This window comes from Pseudomonas sp. EMN2, from assembly GCF_009650555.1.
GTDB lineage: Bacteria > Pseudomonadota > Gammaproteobacteria > Pseudomonadales > Pseudomonadaceae > Aquipseudomonas > Aquipseudomonas sichuanensis.
The window spans coordinates 29,566-46,352 of the sequence record NZ_VZZR01000072.1 but is presented as its reverse complement, the minus strand read 5'-3'; the positions used below and the strand labels follow the sequence as shown (position 1 = coordinate 46,352).

Below are 16,787 nucleotides of genomic sequence, written 5' to 3'. Positions count from 1 at the left end.
AACTGAACGGCCTGAGCCCTGTCGAGTACAGGGCCCAGGCCGCCAGCTAATCTGTCCAACTTTTTGGGGGCAGTCCATTACGTGGGAGCGGGCTTGCCCCGCGATAGTGTCAGCACCTCTACTACCCTGAGAGGACAATCTGTCCTTCGGAGGTAGCCGCCTGATGTACAAGGACCTCAAGTTCCCCATCCTCATCGTCCACCGGGCGATCAAGGCCGACAGCGTTGCCGGCGAACGGGTGCGTGGCATCGCCGCCGAGCTGGCCCAGGACGGCTTCAGCATCCTCGCCGCCGCCGACTACACCGAAGCGCGTCTGGTCGCCGCCACCCACCACGGGCTGGCCTGCATGCTGATCGGCGCCGAGGGGGCCGGCGACAACAACCACCTGCTGCAACACATGGCCGAGCTGATCCGCCTGGCCCGCCTGCGTGCGCCGCACCTGCCGATCTTCGCCCTGGGCGAGCAGGTCACCCTGGAAAACGCACCCGCCGAGGCCATGAGCGAGCTCAACCAGCTGCGCGGCATTCTCTACCTGTTCGAAGACACCGTGCCCTTTCTTGCCCGCCAGGTGGCACGGGCCGCACACAACTACCTCGATGGCCTGCTGCCGCCGTTCTTCAAGGCGCTGGTGCAGCACACCGCGCAATCGAACTATTCCTGGCACACGCCGGGCCACGGCGGTGGCGTGGCTTACCGCAAGAGCCCGGTGGGGCAGGCCTTCCACCAGTTCTTCGGCGAGAACACCCTACGTTCGGACCTGTCGGTCTCGGTGCCCGAGCTCGGCTCGCTGCTCGACCACACCGGCCCCCTGGCCGAAGCCGAGGCCCGCGCGGCGCGCAACTTCGGCGCCGACCATACCTTTTTCGTGATCAACGGCACCTCCACCGCCAACAAGATCGTCTGGCACGCCATGGTCGGGCGCGATGACCTGGTGCTGGTGGACCGCAACTGCCACAAGTCGGTGGTGCACGCGATCATCATGACCGGCGCCATCCCCATCTACCTGTGCCCGGAGCGCAACGAACAGGGCATCATCGGGCCGATCCCGCTCAGCGAGTTCAGCGCCGAATCGATCCAGGCGAAGATCCAGGCCCACCCGCTGGCCCAGGGCCGGGCGGCAAAGATCAAGCTGGCGGTGGTGACCAACTCGACCTACGACGGGCTGTGCTACCACGCGGGGCTGATCAAGCAGGCCCTCGGCGCCAGTGTCGAGGTGCTGCATTTCGACGAGGCCTGGTTCGCCTACGCCGCCTTCCACGATTTCTTCACCGGCCGCTATGCCATGGGCACGCCCAAGGCCGACGATGGCCCTTTGCTGTTCAGCACCCATTCCACCCACAAGCTGCTGGCCGCCTTCAGCCAGGCGTCGATGATCCATGTGCAGGATGGCGCCAGCCGTGCGCTTGACCGCGACCGCTTCAACGAAGCGTTCATGATGCATATCTCCACCTCGCCGCAGTACAGCATCCTGGCCTCGCTGGACGTGGCCTCGGCGATGATGGAAGGCCCGGCCGGTCGTTCGCTTTTGCAGGAGATGTTCGACGAGGCGCTGAGCTTTCGCCGGGCCCTGGCCAACCTGCGCGAGCACATTGCCGCCGAGGATTGGTGGTTCAGCATCTGGCAGCCGCCGGCTACCGAGGGCACCCAGCGCCTGGCGGCAGCGGACTGGCTGTTACAGCCGGGGGCCGAGTGGCATGGCTTTGGCGAGGTGACGGACGACTATGTGCTGCTCGACCCGCTCAAGGTCACCCTGGTCATGCCCGGGCTCAATGCCGGTGGTGTGCTGGGTGAGCACGGCATTCCGGCGGCAGTGGTCAGCAAGTTTCTCTGGGAGCGCGGCCTAGTGGTGGAAAAGACCGGGTTGTACAGTTTCCTGGTGCTGTTCTCGATGGGCATCACCAAGGGCAAGTGGAGCACCCTGCTCACCGAGCTGCTGGAGTTCAAGCGCCATTACGATGGCAATACGCCGCTGGTGCAATGCCTGCCGAGTGTGGTCAGTGAGCAGCCTGTACGCTACCAGGGGCTGGGCCTGCGTGAGTTGTGCCAGCAGTTGCACGACTGCTACCGCGCCAATGCCACCGCCAAGCAGCTGAAGCGGCTGTTCACCAAACTGCCGGAGGTGGCCATGAGCCCGGCCCAGGCGTATGACCGGATGGTGAAGGGGGAGGTGGAAGCGGTGCCGATCGAACAGTTGCTGGGCCGCGTTGCGGCGGTGATGCTGGTGCCGTACCCACCGGGTATCCCGCTGATCATGCCGGGCGAGCGGTTCACCGAGGCGACCCGCTCGATCCTCGATTACCTGGCGTTCGCCCGGGCCTTCGACCAGGGCTTCCCGGGCTTCGTCGCCGATGTGCACGGCCTGCAGCACGAGCACGGGGCGTACACGGTCGACTGCATCAAGGAATGCGAATGATCTCGACGCCGGTCTGGGCCAGCTCGAAACGGTCCTCGCCCAGGTAGTTGACCCGGTCGCCAATGGCCAGGCGGTAGGTGGTGATCGGTGCACCAAGGGTGCTGCCGTCGGCCTGGAGCGTCGACTCCTGGAACTCGTGCACGGGATAGATACGGCCTTCGGCGTCGCGGGCGTGGAACTGGCCGACCATTACTGCTGCCATTTTGGGTGGAACCCTCTGAATCATGTGGGAAATGTCTGAGCTCATAGACCAGCGAAACGGCTGGGAGTTTTTCTGCGGATGGAAAAAAACCCAGGTGGCCGAGGAACGGTCATCTATAACTAACTGGTCCCATTTTCCAGCAGAGGAAGCACATCGCCATGAGCCAGGTCTATTCGGTAGCGGTCGTCGTCGGCAGCTTGCGCAAGGACTCCTACAACCGCAAGGTGGCCCGCGCGCTGTCTGAGCTGGCGCCGTCCAGCCTTGCCCTGCGGATCGTCGAGATCGGCGATTTGCCGTTGTACAACGAGGATGTCGAGGCCGAGGCGCCGCCTGAGGCGTGGAAGCGTTTTCGTGACGAGATCCGCCGTAGCGACGCGGTGCTGTTCGTCACCCCCGAGTACAACCGTTCGGTGCCCGGTGGCTTGAAGAACGCCATCGACGTGGGCTCGCGGCCCTATGGGCAGAGCGCCTGGAGTGGCAAGCCGACGGCGGTGGTGAGTGTGTCGCCAGGGGCCATCGGTGGCTTTGGTGCCAACCACGCTGTGCGCCAGTCGCTGGTGTTTCTCGACATGCCCTGCCTGCAGATGCCCGAGGCGTATCTGGGCGGGGCGGCGACGCTGTTCGATGACAGTGGCAAGTTGAGTGACAAGACCCGGCCGTTCTTGCAGGGCTTCATCGACAAGTTTGCCTCGTGGGTGAAGTTGAATCGGGCGGTTTGAGCCGAAAACCATCGCGGGGCAAGCCCGCTCCCACGTGCAAGGTATGCGTGGGAGCGGCGGTGCGCCGCTGCGACTTGCCCCGCGAAGAATGCGACACCGACCTGTCAGAACGCCTGCGGCATCTCACCCTTGGCCAGCCGCCGGTTGATATCGGCAATCACCTCTGGCAACTCATTGATCGTGTCGACCAGGTAGTGCGGGCGCGAGCAGGCAAACAGTTGGTGAATCCGCTTGCGCTCGCTCTCCAGTTTCTCCGCGCTCAGCGCCTGGTAGCCTTCCCAGGTCAAGCCCAGGGCATTGCCGGAGCACACCAGTGCCACGGTCCACATCCCGGCGCGGCGGCCTTCGAGGATGCCCGGCACGGTGTCGTCCACCTTCACGCACGCCGCCACATCGTCGATGCCCAGGGCAATCACGTTGGCCAGGGCCTGGGCCGGCCACGGGCGGCCGTTCGGGGTTTCGTCGGTGGCCACCACATGGTCGGCGACATAGCCGTTCTGCGCCGCCAGCTCGACCACCTTGTCCATCACCACTTTCGGGTAGCCCGAGCACGAACCGATCTTCAGCCCACCCTTGCGCAGGCCGGTCAAGGTGTCCAGCGCACCGGGGATCAGCGCCGAGTGCACGGCGATCTTCTCGATCTGCAGGGGCATGAAGCGTTCGTAGATGGCGGTGACGTCATCGTCGGTGGGCGTGCGGCCAAACACCTTGCGGTAGCGCTCGGCGATTTCCGGCACGTCGCACAGGGTGCGGATGTGGTCCCACTTGCCCATGCCCATCGGGCCGCGAGCCTCTTCGATGGACACTTGTACGTCGAACTCGGCGAAGGCCTCGACGAAGATCTGGGTAGGGGCGAAGGAGCCGAAGTCGACCACGGTGCCGGCCCAGTCGAGGATGGCGGCTTGCAGCTGGGTAGGGTTGCTGTAGTTCATGTGCGCGTTTTCCTGAAGTTGGGTAGGCGGAGGGTCAAATGTCCAGCACTTCCATTTCCCGCAGCACTTCGGCCACGGCGTTGACGGCGGCTTGCATGCCGTCCGGGCCGACCACGCCGATGCAGCCGACGCGGAAGGTTTCGACCTGGGTCAGCTTGCCCGGGTAGAGGATGAAACCCTTGGCCTTGACCCGCTCGTAGAAGTCCTTGAACTGGTAGCGCGGGTCTTTCGGGGCGTGGAAGGTGACGATGATCGGCGCCTGAATGGCGGCGGGCAGGAAGCTCTGCAGGCCGATCTTCGCCATGCCGTCGAGCAGGGTCTTGCAGTTGTCGGCGTAGCGCTGGTGGCGGGCGGGCAGGCCACCCTCCTCAACGTATTGCTGCAGTGCTTCATGCAGCGCGGCGACCACGTGGGTCGGCGGGGTGAAGCGCCACTGGCCGGTCTTGGCCATGTAGGCGTGCTGGTCCTGCAGGTCCATGGCCAGGGAATGGGCGTTGCCTTCGGCGGCGGCCAGCGCGTTTTTCTCGGCGAAGACGAAGCCCATCCCCGGTACGCCCTCAAGGCATTTGCCGGACGCTGCGATCAGCGCCTCGAACGGCACTTCACGGGCATCGATGGGCAGCGCGCCGAACGAGCTCATGGCGTCGATGATCAGGCGTTTGCCGTGGCGCTTGATCACCTGGGCGATCTCGGGCAGCGGGTTGAGGATGCCGGTGCTGGTCTCGCAGTGGATCAGCGCCACGTGGGTAACGCTCGGGTCGGCGGCCAGCAGACGGTCGACGTCCTCGGCGGTGGTCGGCTGGTCCTCGGCGGTTTCGAAGGTGCTGTACTGGCGGCCCAGCACCTTGCAGATCTTCGCCAGGCGCTGGCCATAAGCGCCGTTGATCAGCACCAGCACCTTGCCGTCACGCGGTACCAGGGTGCCGATGGCTGCTTCGACGGCGAAGGTGCCGCTGCCTTGCAGGGGCACGCAGTGGTGGCTGGCGGCACCGTCGATGATCGCCAGCAGCTGTTCGCACACGCTGGCGGTCAGCTGGTTGAAGTCGCGGTCCCAGGAGCCCCAGTCCACCAGCATGGCTTGGCGGGTGCGGATCGAGGTGGTCAGGGGGCCGGGGGTCAGCAGGATCGGGGCGTTGCTCATTCCGTGGTTCCTCACATGCGGTGGGCTGGAAACTTATGGGGGCTAGGTTGCAATTCGCCGGTCCATCATTCAAATTGTTTGTTGTTATGCCAGCCATAAGTCAGGCCGATAGATATGAACCTGTTCCAGCTCCGCGCCTTCGATGCCGTGGCCCGTGAGGGCAGCTTCACCCGCGCCGCCGAGCGCCTGTTCATCAGCCAGCCGGCGGTCACCGGGCACGTCAAGGCGCTGGAGGAGCACTACCAGATCACCTTGCTGCGGCGCACCGCGCGGCGGGTCGAGCTGACCGAGGAGGGCACTCGGCTGGCGGCCATCACCCGGGCCATGTTCGGCCTGGCCGAGGAAGCCCAGGCGATGCTCGAGGCCAACCGCCAGTTGCTGACCGGGCGCTTGGAGGTGGCCGCCGACGGGCCGCACCGGGTCATGCCGATGCTGGCGCTGCTGCGCGAGCGCTACCCCGGCATCACCGTCAACCTGCGCCTGGGCAACGCCCAGGAGACGCTGGCGGCGTTGCTGTCCGAACATGCCGATGTCGCAGTGCTGACCGAGATCGAGCCGCGCAAGGGCCTGCACCTGCAGAGCCTGTGCGAGTCGCGCCTGTGTGCCTTGCTGCCGGCCGGCCACGCTTGGGCGAACGCTGCCCAGGACCTGCCGCTGGCCGAGCTGGACAAACAGATCATGGTGCTGCGCGAACCCAGTTCGACCACCCGGCGTACTTTCGACCGGGCCTGCAGCGATGCCGGGGTGCAGCCGCGGGTGCTGCTGGAGCTGGACAGCCGCGAGGCGGTCACCGAGGCAGTGGCGGCCGAGCTTGGCATCGGCGTGGTGTCGTCCACCGAGGTGGCCCATGACCCGCGCGTGGTGGCGCGGCCCTTGAGCGGCCAGGGCCTGGTCAACCAACACATGATCGGCTGCCTGGAGCGGCGCCGCGAACTGCGCCTGATCCAGGCGTTCCTCGGCCTGGCCGCCAGCGTCTGACAGGCTTTAAGATGGCCGGCACAGAGCACGACGGACACTCGATGAGCGAGAAAGACACCATCTCCATGCAACTGGTGCGCGAGGCACTGCTGCAGACTTGCCCGGCCGGCGAACCGGACGCTGCCCTGCTGGCCCGCGCCGGGATCGACGCGACGCAGCTGGACCTGCCGCAGGCGCGGGTCAGCGCCGAGTCCTATGCGCAGCTGTGGCGCCTGCTGGCGCGACGCTGCAACGACGAATTCTTCGCCATGGACCCGCGCGGCCTGCGCAGCGGCAGCCTGGCGTTCGTGTGCCGGGCGGCCATGGCCCAGCCGACCCTGGCCGAAGGCCTGCGCACCGCCCTGGATTTCCTCGGCCTGATGCTCGAAGACTTGCAGCCGGGGCTGGTGCGTCAGCAGAGCCTGGCAGAGATCGTCATCAACGAACCCCGTGACGAGCCCCGCCGCGCCTTCACCTACTTCACCTTCTGGATGATCGTCCACGGCGTGGCCTGCTGGCTGGCCGGGCGGCGCATCCCGATCCTGGCCATCGACCTGCGCTGCCCCGAGCCGCCGTTCTGCGACGACTATCGGGTGATGTTCTCCGAGAACCTGCAGTTCGACCGCCCGCGCACGCGCATGATCATCGCCGCCGACTGCCTGGGCCTGCCGCTCAAGCGCAATGACGATGAGCTGCGGCGCTTTCTCGCCGAGGCTCCGGGCAACATTCTGGTCAGGTACCGCGATCCCGAGAGCCTGGGGCGGCGCGTGCGTGCGCATTTGCGCAGCCTCGACCCCGCCACCTGGCCGGATGCCGAGCGGCTGGCGGCCAGCCTCTGCGTGTCGGCTTCCACCTTGCGCCGGCGCCTGGCCGAGGAGGGGCAGACCTACCAGGGGCTCAAGGACAGCGTGCGCCGTGAGCTGGCAATCACCTGGCTGGCCGAGGCCGACCTGGGGCTGGCGCAGGTTGCCGAGCGTCTGGGGTTCGCCGATAGCAGCTCGTTCTACAAGGCCTTTCGCAAGTGGTTCGGCTGCAACCCCGGGCATTACCGGGCACTGGCGCAGCAGGGCGGCGCCCTGGGCTGAGCGGACGGGTTTCCCGCTGCCCGATCGCGCGCCGAACGGGCAGCGTGGTCGCTTCCATCACACAGGGAGTGACCCCATGCCAGACAGGCAACTCACCCGTATCGACTCGGCCATCGATGACTTCATCGCGTCGCAACTGCCCGATTGGCTGAAAAACGCCAGCCCGGAGCAAGTCCGCGTATTACGTCGACGCTTCCAGGCGCACCGGCGCAGCCAGGAGTACCTGGAGGCGGCCTGGCGCGGCATCGAGTCGCTCGACGTCTTCGCCACGCAGCTGTTCGAGCACCAGTTGGCGACCCAGCTTGGTGTGTCGCAGCCGCTGCGCAACCTGCAGTGGGAAGAGGTTTTTCAGCGCTACGAGCGAGACCCGTCGCCATTTCCCGACCTGGGCATGGCGGGTGGGCGTATCACCCGCAGCAGCATGCGTGAACCGGCCTTGCAGCGCTTGCTGCAGAACTTCGAGGCATCCCAGCGCTTCTTCGAGGGCACCCAGCTGGTGCAGGTTGCAAATGACGGTGGCGCAGGGCCGGAGCGCCCATTGTCGGTATCCCTCGAGGCGCTGGTGGCACGATGCCGGGTGCTGGATGTCGGCCAGCGTTACCAGGCGCATCTGCAAGCAAGGCTCGACGCCGATTTCGTCGCCCGGTTGGCTGACGACCTGCGCCTCGGGCTGGGTGTCGAGGCGGAGATCGCCGCACTCCGGCAGCTGCTGTCCGAAGCCGACCTGAACCTGGTGCGCCAGGCTTGTGAGGGCGAGACGATCAGCGATGAACGCAGCCGGTATGTGAGCGTGCAGCGGCTCAGCCTGTTGGGGTGCCCGATCGATGGAGCACTGCTGTTCGTGCTCCAGGACGACCAGGCGGGCAGCGAAGTGGTGGGGCTGCTTGCCTACCTGCCGCAGGCGCCGGACAGGGCCTTCGAATGGCACGCATCCTGGGCGCAGTTCAACCAGCGTCTGGGTGAGCAGGCGAAACGGCCGGTCCTGCGCGCTTATCTGGCCGCACGCGTCGGTTTGATGGCACGCGCTTCCTTCGTCACCACGCTGCGCACGCGCGCTGGCGACACGCGCCCGGACCTGGAACCCAAGGGATTGGTCAGTGGGATCGATCCGTTCAGGGCCTTGGCCCAGCAGCATGTCCAGCGCATCAGGCAAGATGCGCGATTGCTGGCGGTGCCGACGGCGGACGTTGACGTCGCGGCTTCCAGGCGGCGACGCGAAGCGTTCGAGGCGGCGGGCATGGCCGCCCTGAACCTGGCGGCGTTCTTCGTGCCAGGCATCGGCGAGCTGCTGTTGGCGAAGATGGTTCAGGAAACCTTGAGCGAGGTCTACGAAGGCTTCGCGGACTGGGCCAAGGGGCGGGATCATGAAGCGTTGGAGCACATGCTCAATGTTGCCGAGACCGTCAGCGTCAATGCGTTGGTGGTCGGTGGTGCCGTGACCGCGCGACGATTTACCGGCAGCGCCTTCGTCGACGGCCTGAAACCCGTCGCGGTCGAGGAGGGGAGCACCGCTTGTGGGCCGATGACCTGGCGCCGTATCGGGTCGAGGTGCTGCCCGCAGGCGCCCGCCTGGCCAGCAATGGCCTGTTCAGCGATGGCCTGGGCCAGTGGTGGCGGCATGAAGGGCACTTCTACCAGGTTCACCAGCTGCGCCCAGAAGGGCCGTGGCGGCTGCGTCACCCCTCGCGCGCGCAGGCCCATGGGCCGGAGCTGGAGTTCAACGGTGAACAGGCCTGGCGCCTGCGCAGCGCCAGGCCGTTGGAGTGGCAAGGGGCTGCTCGAATGCTCGAGGTGCTGTGGCCCAAGGCGGTCGGGTACGACGCCCAGCGCATCGACGCCATGCTCAAGGTGGCGGGTGTCGACGAGGACGGTTTGCGAGGCTTGCTGGTGGAGGGCCGCGCGTTGCCGGTTACCTTGCGTGACACGCTGGAGCGCTTCGAGGTGGATGCCCGTGTAGACGCGTTGTTCGTCCAGCTGCACCAGGGCCAGGTGTCTGCCTCGGGTAACCTTTATTTCGACTGGTGCCTGACGCAGTTGGACAGTCACGGGATGGACGAGGGCGGGCAGCGCCAGGCGGTGCTGGACGATGAGTCGCTGCTGCGCGAACTACTGCTAGAGCATTTCTCCACCCGTTACCTGGCCCCGGACCCGCTGTGCAACCTGATAAAACGCGATTTTCCCGGCCTGCCCGATGCCTATGCCAGTGCCGTGCTTAGGCAGGCGAGCGAGGCCGAGCGTGTGCGTATGGCCGATGAGCAGAGGATCCCACTGGACCTGGCCGAGAAAGCTCGCGCGTTGCTTCAGGAAGCACGGCTCACGCGTGCGCTGGAGGGCTTCTACCTGCACAACGGTTATCGGGCCGAAACCCTCGACCTGGTGTTCGGCCTGCTCTCGTCCAGGGCTGGCTGGCCCAACCGTGTCAACCTGGAGCTGCGCGAAGGCAGCGAACACGGGCGGCGACTGGCGATGATCCACCCTGAAGACCGACAGCTGGGTGTCACCACGCTGGTCCGGCGCAATGGCCAGTTCCGGCTGTACAACGATGGGCGTGCCTCGACGGTCGAGGTGCCTGCGCCGCATAGTTGGGAGCAGGCGTTGCTGGCGGTGTTGCCACTGGCCGACCGCGAGCGCCTGGGCTGGGATGGCGCGCAGGGCTGGCTCACGCTGCGCGCCGACCTGCGCGCCTGGCTGCCCGATTCGCGGCGCCGTATCGCCAGCCAGTTGGGCCTGCGTCAGCACGATGCCTGGTTCAATCCCGGCCGCAGGCTGCCGGATGGGCGGGTGGGCTACCTGCTGTGCGGCCAAGACCTGGCGTCCTCGGCCGAAACCTTGTTCCGTGATCGGGTGCGTGCCCTGTACCCTGGTTTCGACCAGGCCGAAGTCGAGACTTACCTGGCGCAGTTCCGCCAGTCGACCGAGGCGGCGCTCACCCGCCTGCTGCGCGAGGAGGCGACTTACCAGCGCCTGGCCCAGGCACTGCGTGAGTGGGAGGCGCAAGTGCCGGCGCAGGAGGTCGCGCGGCGACAAGTCGGCGATGAGCTGCGCCGTTGCTGGCGCCACCAGGGCGAGCGCCTGGTCAATCGGCGCGGTGTCGACTATGGCATGCGCCTGAGCATCATCGGCGTCCCTGTGCAGACGTTGCCCGAACTGCCTGAGGGCGTGAGTTTCCCCCATGTCACCGACCTGGTGCTGACTCATCTGGGGCTCGAAGCGCTGCCCCAGGTGTTCCTGCAGCGATTCCCTTATGCCCGCTGGTGCAACCTGAGCAACAATCACCTGACCCGCTTTCCCGAGCAACTTGGCAGCATGACGCGGCTCTTCGAACTGCGCCTGAATGACAACCGCATTCGCATGGGCGGCTTGACCGGGCCGCTGTTCAGCACGCTGGGGCAGTTGCGGGTGGTGGACTTGAGCCGCAACCCGCTGGGCAATGTCACGCTGGACGTCGACCATCTGCATCGCCTGCGCGAGCTGATCATGCGCCGCTGCCAACTGCATCGCCTGCCGCGACGGCTGTTGTGGTGTCCGTTCCTGGAGATGGCCGACCTGCGCGACAACCTGATCGCCGGCCTTGAGCCCGAGATCTTCGAGGCGACCCACGAGTTCAGGCAGACCTTGCTGCTGGCGGGCAATCCGCTGTCCGCCGAAACGCAGATGCGCCTGTTGCAACTCGATGGGCAGCGCCAGCCCATGGTCCTTCCGGTCATTCCCGAGCAAGGCGCCACGGCGCACCCTTCACGGACCATCAGCGTCGAACAGGCCAGGGATATCTGGGTGGGCGGCGAGGACGAGACGTTGCGCGACGAGCGGGCAGGGCAGTGGGACAACCTGGCGGCGGAGCCGGGCAGCGAAGCGCTGTTCCAGCTGTTCGCCGAGCTGGTCGGCACCAGCGACTACCGTGAGACCCGCGAAGACCTCGGGCACCGGGTGTGGAACATGATCGAAGCCGCGCTAGCCCACGGTGAGGTGCGCCGCGAGCTGTTCGACCTGTCGGCGTCCGGGCGCACCTGTGTTGACAGCGTGATCGCCTGCTTCAGCAATCTTGAGGTCCGGGTGTTCATGACCCAGGAATTGGTCGGCGCTACGGCCGCCCAGGCGCAGGAGCGGCGGCTGGGCATGGCCCGCCGGCTGTATCGCCTGGATCAGCTCAATGCCTATGCCAGGGCCGACCTGCCGCGCGTCGAGCGTCAGCTGCACCAGGATTACCCTGCCGAATCGGTCGATGAAGTGGAAGTCAACCTGGCCTACCGCATCGGCCTGGCCGATCGACTGGGGCTGCCGGGCCAGCCCCGGACCATGCAGTTCAGGGCCATGGCCTATGTGGGCGAGCCGCAACTCGATGATGCCGAGCGCGTCGTGCGCGCGGCCGAGACTGACGTCGAGGCGTTGGCGCTGTACATCAGCCAGCGCGACTTCTGGGAGGCCTACCTGCGCCAGACTCACGCCGACAGCTTCGAGTCAGCGTTGGAGCCATTGCAGGAGCAGATGACGCGGCTGGACGAGCGTTACCATGCCGAGGAGGTCACTGAAGCGCAGTACGTGCAAGCCGCCAATACGTTGAGGACGCGCCACGCCGAAGGGGAAGAGGCACTGATGTTGCGTCTGACCCGCGAAGCACTGCAGGCGCATCTGCCCGGTACTGACTGACAAGCAATCCGCCCCGGGGTCGGCGGTGCCGGCTTGCGGGGCTGATCGGCGTGTCTTTCCCTCTGCTGTCGCGCGCCGCCGGGCGGCAGTCTGGTGGCTTCCATAACCAGCAAGGGACTGCCATGACTTCCTCTGAAAGCCTTCTCCAAGCGCCATCGGCCCTGGCGAAAATCACCCATGCGACCGATGACTTGATCGGTGCGCAGTTGCCCGCCTGGCTGAGACAGGCCTCACCCGCGCAGATCAACCGCCTGCGTGACCGATTCAACGCCCACCGCCAGCAACTGGACCGATTGCGCGCGGCCACCGTGGAGCTGATCCCATTGCAGCGCTTCGCCCAGGAGCGCATGAACACGCTGCTGGTCGATCGCCTGCCAGCCGGCGAGGGCATCGAGCGTCTGCAATGGCTGGAGGTGACACCCCGCATCGAGCGGATGCCCGGCACTGGCTGGCCCATCTACGGCCCGCACTATCGACGCCAGGCAGGGTTGCTGAGGCTGATGCAGAACTTCCCTAAGGACGCTTCGTTCTTCGACGGCAGCGGGCTGGTGGCCCAGGGCACCTTCCAGGTGTTGTCCGGTGATACCCAGCGGTTGGTCGCCGACTGCCGTGAGCTGGATGCTGGCCGCCATTACCAGGCACTGCTCGAGCGTGTCTTCAACCCGCCGACCCTGGCCTTGCTCAGCGATGGCAAGCGTGCCGGGCTCAGGTTGTCCATCGAGATCGCCGCGCTCAAGGGAGATATCACGGCGTTCGAGCAGATCGCCCTGAGCGAAGTGGCCGACAGCAATAAGGCACTGGACACGTTGGGGCTGCGCCATGGGCGCGGGCTGCTGAATGTGCTGGGGCGTTCGATCGCCGATGCCTTGATTGTCGAGTTCAGCGCTGACCAGGGCGAAGAACGTGGGCTGATGCTCTACCTGCCCAGCGACCCGCGCCGGGCATTGCGTAAATATACGTCATGGGCGCACCTGAACAGCGCGCTGGCCGAGGAGCTGCGCCAACCGGGATTCGCTCAGTACTTCTGCCAGTTGGTCAGCCTGGACGAGCGCGCCGCTTTCGTGAGGCAGCTCGCCGGCCGTCTGCAGGATCCGGCCCCCGACCTGCAGCCGACGCGCAGCGACCCGGCGGGCGATGTGTTCAACGGCCTGGTCGAGCAACAGGTGCGCCGGATCAAGGACGATGCCCGGCGCCTGCTGGTACCCAGCGTCGAGGCCGACCGCGCGGCGGCCAAGGCGCGACTGGACGCCTGGCAAACGGCGGGCTGGACCTTGCTCAACCTGGCTGGCCTGTTCATTCCCGGGGTTGGCGAATTGTTGCTTGGGCAGTTGGTGGTGCAGGTCCTGTCCGAAGTGTATGAAGGGGCAGCCGACTGGTATCACGGCCATCAGCATGAAGCGTTGGAGCATCTGCTGGGCGTGGCCGAGACCACTGCGGTGGCCGCGGCGGTGGCGGGCGGTGCCGGCATCGTCGCCCGGGGCTTCACCCGCAGCGCCTTCGTCGACGGGCTGGAGCCGGTCCGGGCAGAAGCCGGTGATCGGCTGTGGTCCAGCGATCTGAGCGTGTATCGGGACTACCCCGAAGACACCCAGCTGCTGGACGACGGGATGCACGGCGCCGGATCGCGGCGCTGGCTACGGATCGACGGTCACTACTACCAAGTGCATCGTCCCATGGCGCATGGGCCATGGCGTCTGCGCCACCCGCGCCGGCAACAGGCGTTTGCTCCGGCGGTGTTTCACGATGGTGGACGTGGATGGCGGTTGAGCCACGAGCGTGCGCTCGAATGGGACGACAACGCACGCATGCTCGACAGATTGTGGCCGCAAGAGCAGCCGCTGGATGCCCGGCGGGCCGCGCAAGTTCTGCAGGTGGCCGGGATGGATGGCGACGAACTGCGCGGGTTGCTGGTGGAGGGCCGAACCCCTCCGGTCAACTTGCGCGACACCGTTCGACGCTTCGCTGCCGAGGCGCGGATCGAGCGGTTCTTCGCCAGCCTGCGCGGTGAAACGGTATCGATTGAAGACCCGGCCATCGAGGGCTGGTGCCTGAGCCAGCCCGCGTTTGCCGGGCTGGATGAGCAGGCGCTGCGGCAGATACTACTGCTTCGCGAGCCCGAGTTGCGCGGCCCCTTGCTGAAGCACCTGAGCGCCGTGCAATCGCCGGACGATGCCTTGCAAACGGTGATCCGACGCGATTTCCCTGGCTTGCCCGACGCTTATGTCGACACCCTGGCACAGCAGGCCGAGCCACCACAGCGGGCCTTGGCAGAAGCCGAATCGCGCCTGCCCCTGAGCTTGGCGCTCAAGGCTCGCTCGCTGTTGCAGTCGGCCAACCTCAGTCGGGCAGTCGAAGGACTGTTTCTGGACAGCAGTTACAGTGACGGCTGTGGCGAACTGGTGTTCAGCCTGTTGTCGCGCCTGCCGCAATGGCCGGGTTCGGTGAACATCGAACTGCGCCAAGGTTCGGAAAGCGGTCGCCTGATTGCCATCATTGACCCTCAGGCCGCACCTCAGACCCGCACGACCCTGGTGTACGGCCATGGCCGGTTCCGTCTCTTCGATAGCCAGGGACGTGAACTGGAGCGGCCCGTCGAAGCGCCCGGCGGCATTTTCCAGGCCATCGTGGCGCTGCTGACACCCACCGAGCAGGCCCGGCTGGGCCTGACTGCCGATGATCCGTCGCGCCAGCTGCGTGAAGCGTTGCAACGCCAGTTGCCCACGACGCCACGCGGGCGCCTGCGGCTGTTGGGTTGGCGTGAGGAAGCTGCGTGGTTCAACCCAGGGCGGCGCCTGCCGGACGGACGGGTGGGTTATGCGCTCAGTGGTCGCGGCGAACCCGCCGCCGCACCGGGGGGGATCCTGCGCAGTCGGTTGCGCGCGCTCTACCAAGGACTCAATGACCGGCAGCTGGATGAAGAGCTTGCGCGCCTGCTACAGCAAGAGGGATCTGCCTTTCAGTTGCTGACGCAGCTCGAGGATGACTATGCCCAGCTCGATCTCTATCTGGAACGCTGGATCAGCGCCGAGCTCAGTGACGCCGCCAAGGTCGTGCGCCGTCGTTTCGCCGAGCGTATTAGGCGGGCCTGGCGCCTGCAGGGCGAGCCGGTGATGAGCGAGGACGGCCAGCTCCTTGGTCAGCGCCTGGACCTGAGCAACCTGCGCGTGCACACCTTGCCCGCGTTGCCGCCCCAGGTGGATTTTTCTCGAATCGTGGCATTGACGCTGTGCGAGACACCGGTCTCGGTGGTGCCAGTGGATTTCCTGCGCTGCTTCAGCGAGCTGCGCGAGTTGAACATGAGCAACAACAACCTGCTCGGTGTCCCGCCGGGTATCGACTACCTGCCGGCACTGCGCAGGTTGCGCCTGGCCCACAACAACATCCGCCTCGATCTCGACGCCGTCGAAGCGCTGGCGGGTCGGCCCACGCTCGAACACCTCGACTTGAGCTACAACCCCATCGGAACGCTGGTGATGCATTATCACCAGTTGCCGCAGCTCAAGGTCCTGAACCTGCGAGACTGCCGGCTCACTGCGTGGCCGGAGAGGATCGAACTGTGTGGTTTCCTCGAGCGCGCCGACTTGCGCAACAACCGGATCGAAAGCATCCCGGCGGTGGTGTTGCAGATGCCGCTGGCCTATCGCCGTGCCTACCTGGTGCAGGGCAATCCGCTGCGCAGGGCGGATGTGCAGGCGTTGTTTGCCCTCGACCAGATGCAGGAGCACTTGCACCCGCCTGAACCGACGTACCGGGTGGAACCGGCGCGAACCCGCGCGCTGTGGCTGGCAGGTGCTGGCGACAGCGCCGCGCAGGCCGCGCAATGGGACCGCCTCGCGGTGATGCCGGGCAGCGATGGGCTGTTCGAACTGCTGGGCCGCCTGGAATACACCGCCGACCATGCCCAGGCCAAGGTACATCTGGGCGAGCAGGTGTCGGCGCTGCTCGACAGCCTGGCGCAACTACCGGAACTGCGCCAGGACGTCTTCGCCAGGGCCGCTCAGCCACTGACCTGCGAAAACAGCGTTGCCGGGCGTTTCAGCGAGCTGATGGTGCAGGCGGCGATCGCCCGTGCCGAGGGCGCCGGCGGCGCCGAGCGTGGCGCCCAGCTGTTCAGCCTGGGGCGTGGCCTGTACCGTCTGGAGTGTCTAGATCTACTGGTTCGCCGCGACATTACCCGGCGCTTGAGCATCGGTCGGCGTGTCGACCAGGTGGCGGTGGACCTGGCCTACCGCGTGCGCTTGCGTCAGCGCCTGGGCCTGCCCTACCAGCCCGGGCACATGCTCTATGCCGAGGTGGCGCAAGTCAGCGATGCGCAAGTGGACGAGATGGGACGGCGGATACTCGACGAAGAGACTCCGGCCCGGCTGGCCGAACACCTGAGCCAGCGAACGTTCTGGCAACGCTACCTGCGAGGCAGCCGCCCCCAGGCCTTCGAGTTGCTCGACCAGGTCTACACCGCCCGCGAAGCGGTGCTCGAGCAGCGCCGCGCGGAGCTGACCAGCGAGGCATTCGCGTTGAACCTGGACACCTTGCGGATCGAAAAGGCATCGGATGTGCAGGCGCTGATGCTGCAGTTGAGCCGCGAGTTCCTGCTGGGCTGGGAGCGCGGCCACGGTTGAGTCTGGCTGCGGCCAAACCGGTCATCCAGATTGACAGCTTTGGCCATTGCCGCCTTGCCGGGGCGGCGCGAA

10 protein-coding genes are annotated in these 16,787 nt (G+C 66.3%); 7 read left to right on the top strand and 3 right to left on the bottom strand.

The annotated features are described in order from the left end of the window. Positions 1–163 precede the first annotated feature (163 nt). Positions 164–2,413: an Orn/Lys/Arg decarboxylase N-terminal domain-containing protein gene (locus F6X61_RS20315; RefSeq protein ID WP_153788153.1), complete on the top strand. Its 2,250-nt coding sequence runs from the start codon at positions 164–166 to the stop codon at positions 2,411–2,413. Here the strand turns inward: F6X61_RS20315 and F6X61_RS20310 are convergent. Further along, positions 2,397–2,615, bottom strand: coding sequence for a hypothetical protein (locus F6X61_RS20310; protein WP_110994558.1), 219 nt, complete (start codon positions 2,613–2,615; stop codon positions 2,397–2,399). The two genes, F6X61_RS20315 and F6X61_RS20310, sit on opposite strands and share 17 nt — an antisense overlap. Positions 2,616–2,773: 158 nt before the next feature. Between F6X61_RS20310 and F6X61_RS20305 the strand changes: the two genes are divergently transcribed. Then, the gene (locus tag F6X61_RS20305; protein WP_153788151.1) at positions 2,774–3,334 is read left to right on the top strand and encodes an NADPH-dependent FMN reductase; all 561 of its coding nucleotides are present in this window, start codon (positions 2,774–2,776) and stop codon (positions 3,332–3,334) included. A gap of 104 nt (positions 3,335–3,438) precedes the next feature. Here F6X61_RS20305 and phnX read toward each other — a convergent pair whose 3' ends face one another. Then, positions 3,439–4,266 carry a phosphonoacetaldehyde hydrolase gene (gene phnX / locus F6X61_RS20300; RefSeq protein ID WP_153788149.1) on the bottom strand — a complete coding sequence of 276 codons (828 nt, stop codon included), beginning with the start codon at positions 4,264–4,266 and terminating at the stop codon, positions 3,439–3,441. 34 nt (positions 4,267–4,300) lie between these two features. Continuing rightward, the gene (locus F6X61_RS20295) at positions 4,301–5,407 is read right to left on the bottom strand and encodes a 2-aminoethylphosphonate--pyruvate transaminase (RefSeq protein ID WP_153788147.1); all 1,107 of its coding nucleotides are present in this window, start codon (positions 5,405–5,407) and stop codon (positions 4,301–4,303) included. Positions 5,408–5,521: 114 nt separating this feature from the next. Between F6X61_RS20295 and F6X61_RS20290 the strand changes: the two genes are divergently transcribed. From F6X61_RS20290 to F6X61_RS20275, 5 genes are all read left to right on the top strand, one after another. Then, positions 5,522–6,385 (top strand): LysR substrate-binding domain-containing protein, encoded by an 864-nt coding sequence (locus tag F6X61_RS20290; protein ID WP_153788145.1) that lies wholly within the window; start codon positions 5,522–5,524, stop codon positions 6,383–6,385. Between the two features lie 41 nt (positions 6,386–6,426). Continuing rightward, positions 6,427–7,449 (top strand): AraC family transcriptional regulator, encoded by a 1,023-nt coding sequence (locus F6X61_RS20285; RefSeq protein ID WP_153788144.1) that lies wholly within the window; start codon positions 6,427–6,429, stop codon positions 7,447–7,449. Between the two features lie 76 nt (positions 7,450–7,525). After that, entirely contained in the window at positions 7,526–9,406 is a 1,881-nt protein-coding gene (locus F6X61_RS27315; protein WP_256671391.1) for a dermonecrotic toxin domain-containing protein, read from the top strand. Continuing rightward, positions 9,289–12,096: an NEL-type E3 ubiquitin ligase domain-containing protein gene (locus F6X61_RS27410; protein WP_306109302.1), complete on the top strand. Its 2,808-nt coding sequence runs from the start codon at positions 9,289–9,291 to the stop codon at positions 12,094–12,096. Before F6X61_RS27315 ends, F6X61_RS27410 begins: the two co-directional genes overlap by 118 nt. Positions 12,097–12,218: 122 nt before the next feature. Continuing rightward, positions 12,219–16,715 (top strand): NEL-type E3 ubiquitin ligase domain-containing protein, encoded by a 4,497-nt coding sequence (locus F6X61_RS20275; protein WP_153788142.1) that lies wholly within the window; start codon positions 12,219–12,221, stop codon positions 16,713–16,715. Positions 16,716–16,787: the final 72 nt, after the last annotated feature.

Bases quoted from the DNA above. Each gene is read 5' to 3' on its own strand.
- F6X61_RS20315 (WP_153788153.1), top strand. From the start codon at position 164: ATGTACAAGGACCTCAAGTTCCCCATCCTCATCGTCCACCGGGCGATC.
- F6X61_RS20285 (WP_153788144.1), top strand. From the start codon at position 6,427: ATGAGCGAGAAAGACACCATCTCCATGCAACTGGTGCGCGAGGCACTG.
- F6X61_RS20295 (WP_153788147.1), bottom strand. From the start codon at position 5,407: ATGAGCAACGCCCCGATCCTGCTGACCCCCGGCCCCCTGACCACCTCG.
- F6X61_RS27315 (WP_256671391.1), top strand. From the start codon at position 7,526: ATGCCAGACAGGCAACTCACCCGTATCGACTCGGCCATCGATGACTTC.
- phnX (WP_153788149.1), bottom strand. From the start codon at position 4,266: ATGAACTACAGCAACCCTACCCAGCTGCAAGCCGCCATCCTCGACTGG.
- F6X61_RS20290 (WP_153788145.1), top strand. From the start codon at position 5,522: ATGAACCTGTTCCAGCTCCGCGCCTTCGATGCCGTGGCCCGTGAGGGC.
- F6X61_RS20275 (WP_153788142.1), top strand. From the start codon at position 12,219: ATGACTTCCTCTGAAAGCCTTCTCCAAGCGCCATCGGCCCTGGCGAAA.
- F6X61_RS20310 (WP_110994558.1), bottom strand. From the start codon at position 2,615: ATGGCAGCAGTAATGGTCGGCCAGTTCCACGCCCGCGACGCCGAAGGC.
- F6X61_RS27410 (WP_306109302.1), top strand. From the start codon at position 9,289: ATGCTCAAGGTGGCGGGTGTCGACGAGGACGGTTTGCGAGGCTTGCTG.
- F6X61_RS20305 (WP_153788151.1), top strand. From the start codon at position 2,774: ATGAGCCAGGTCTATTCGGTAGCGGTCGTCGTCGGCAGCTTGCGCAAG.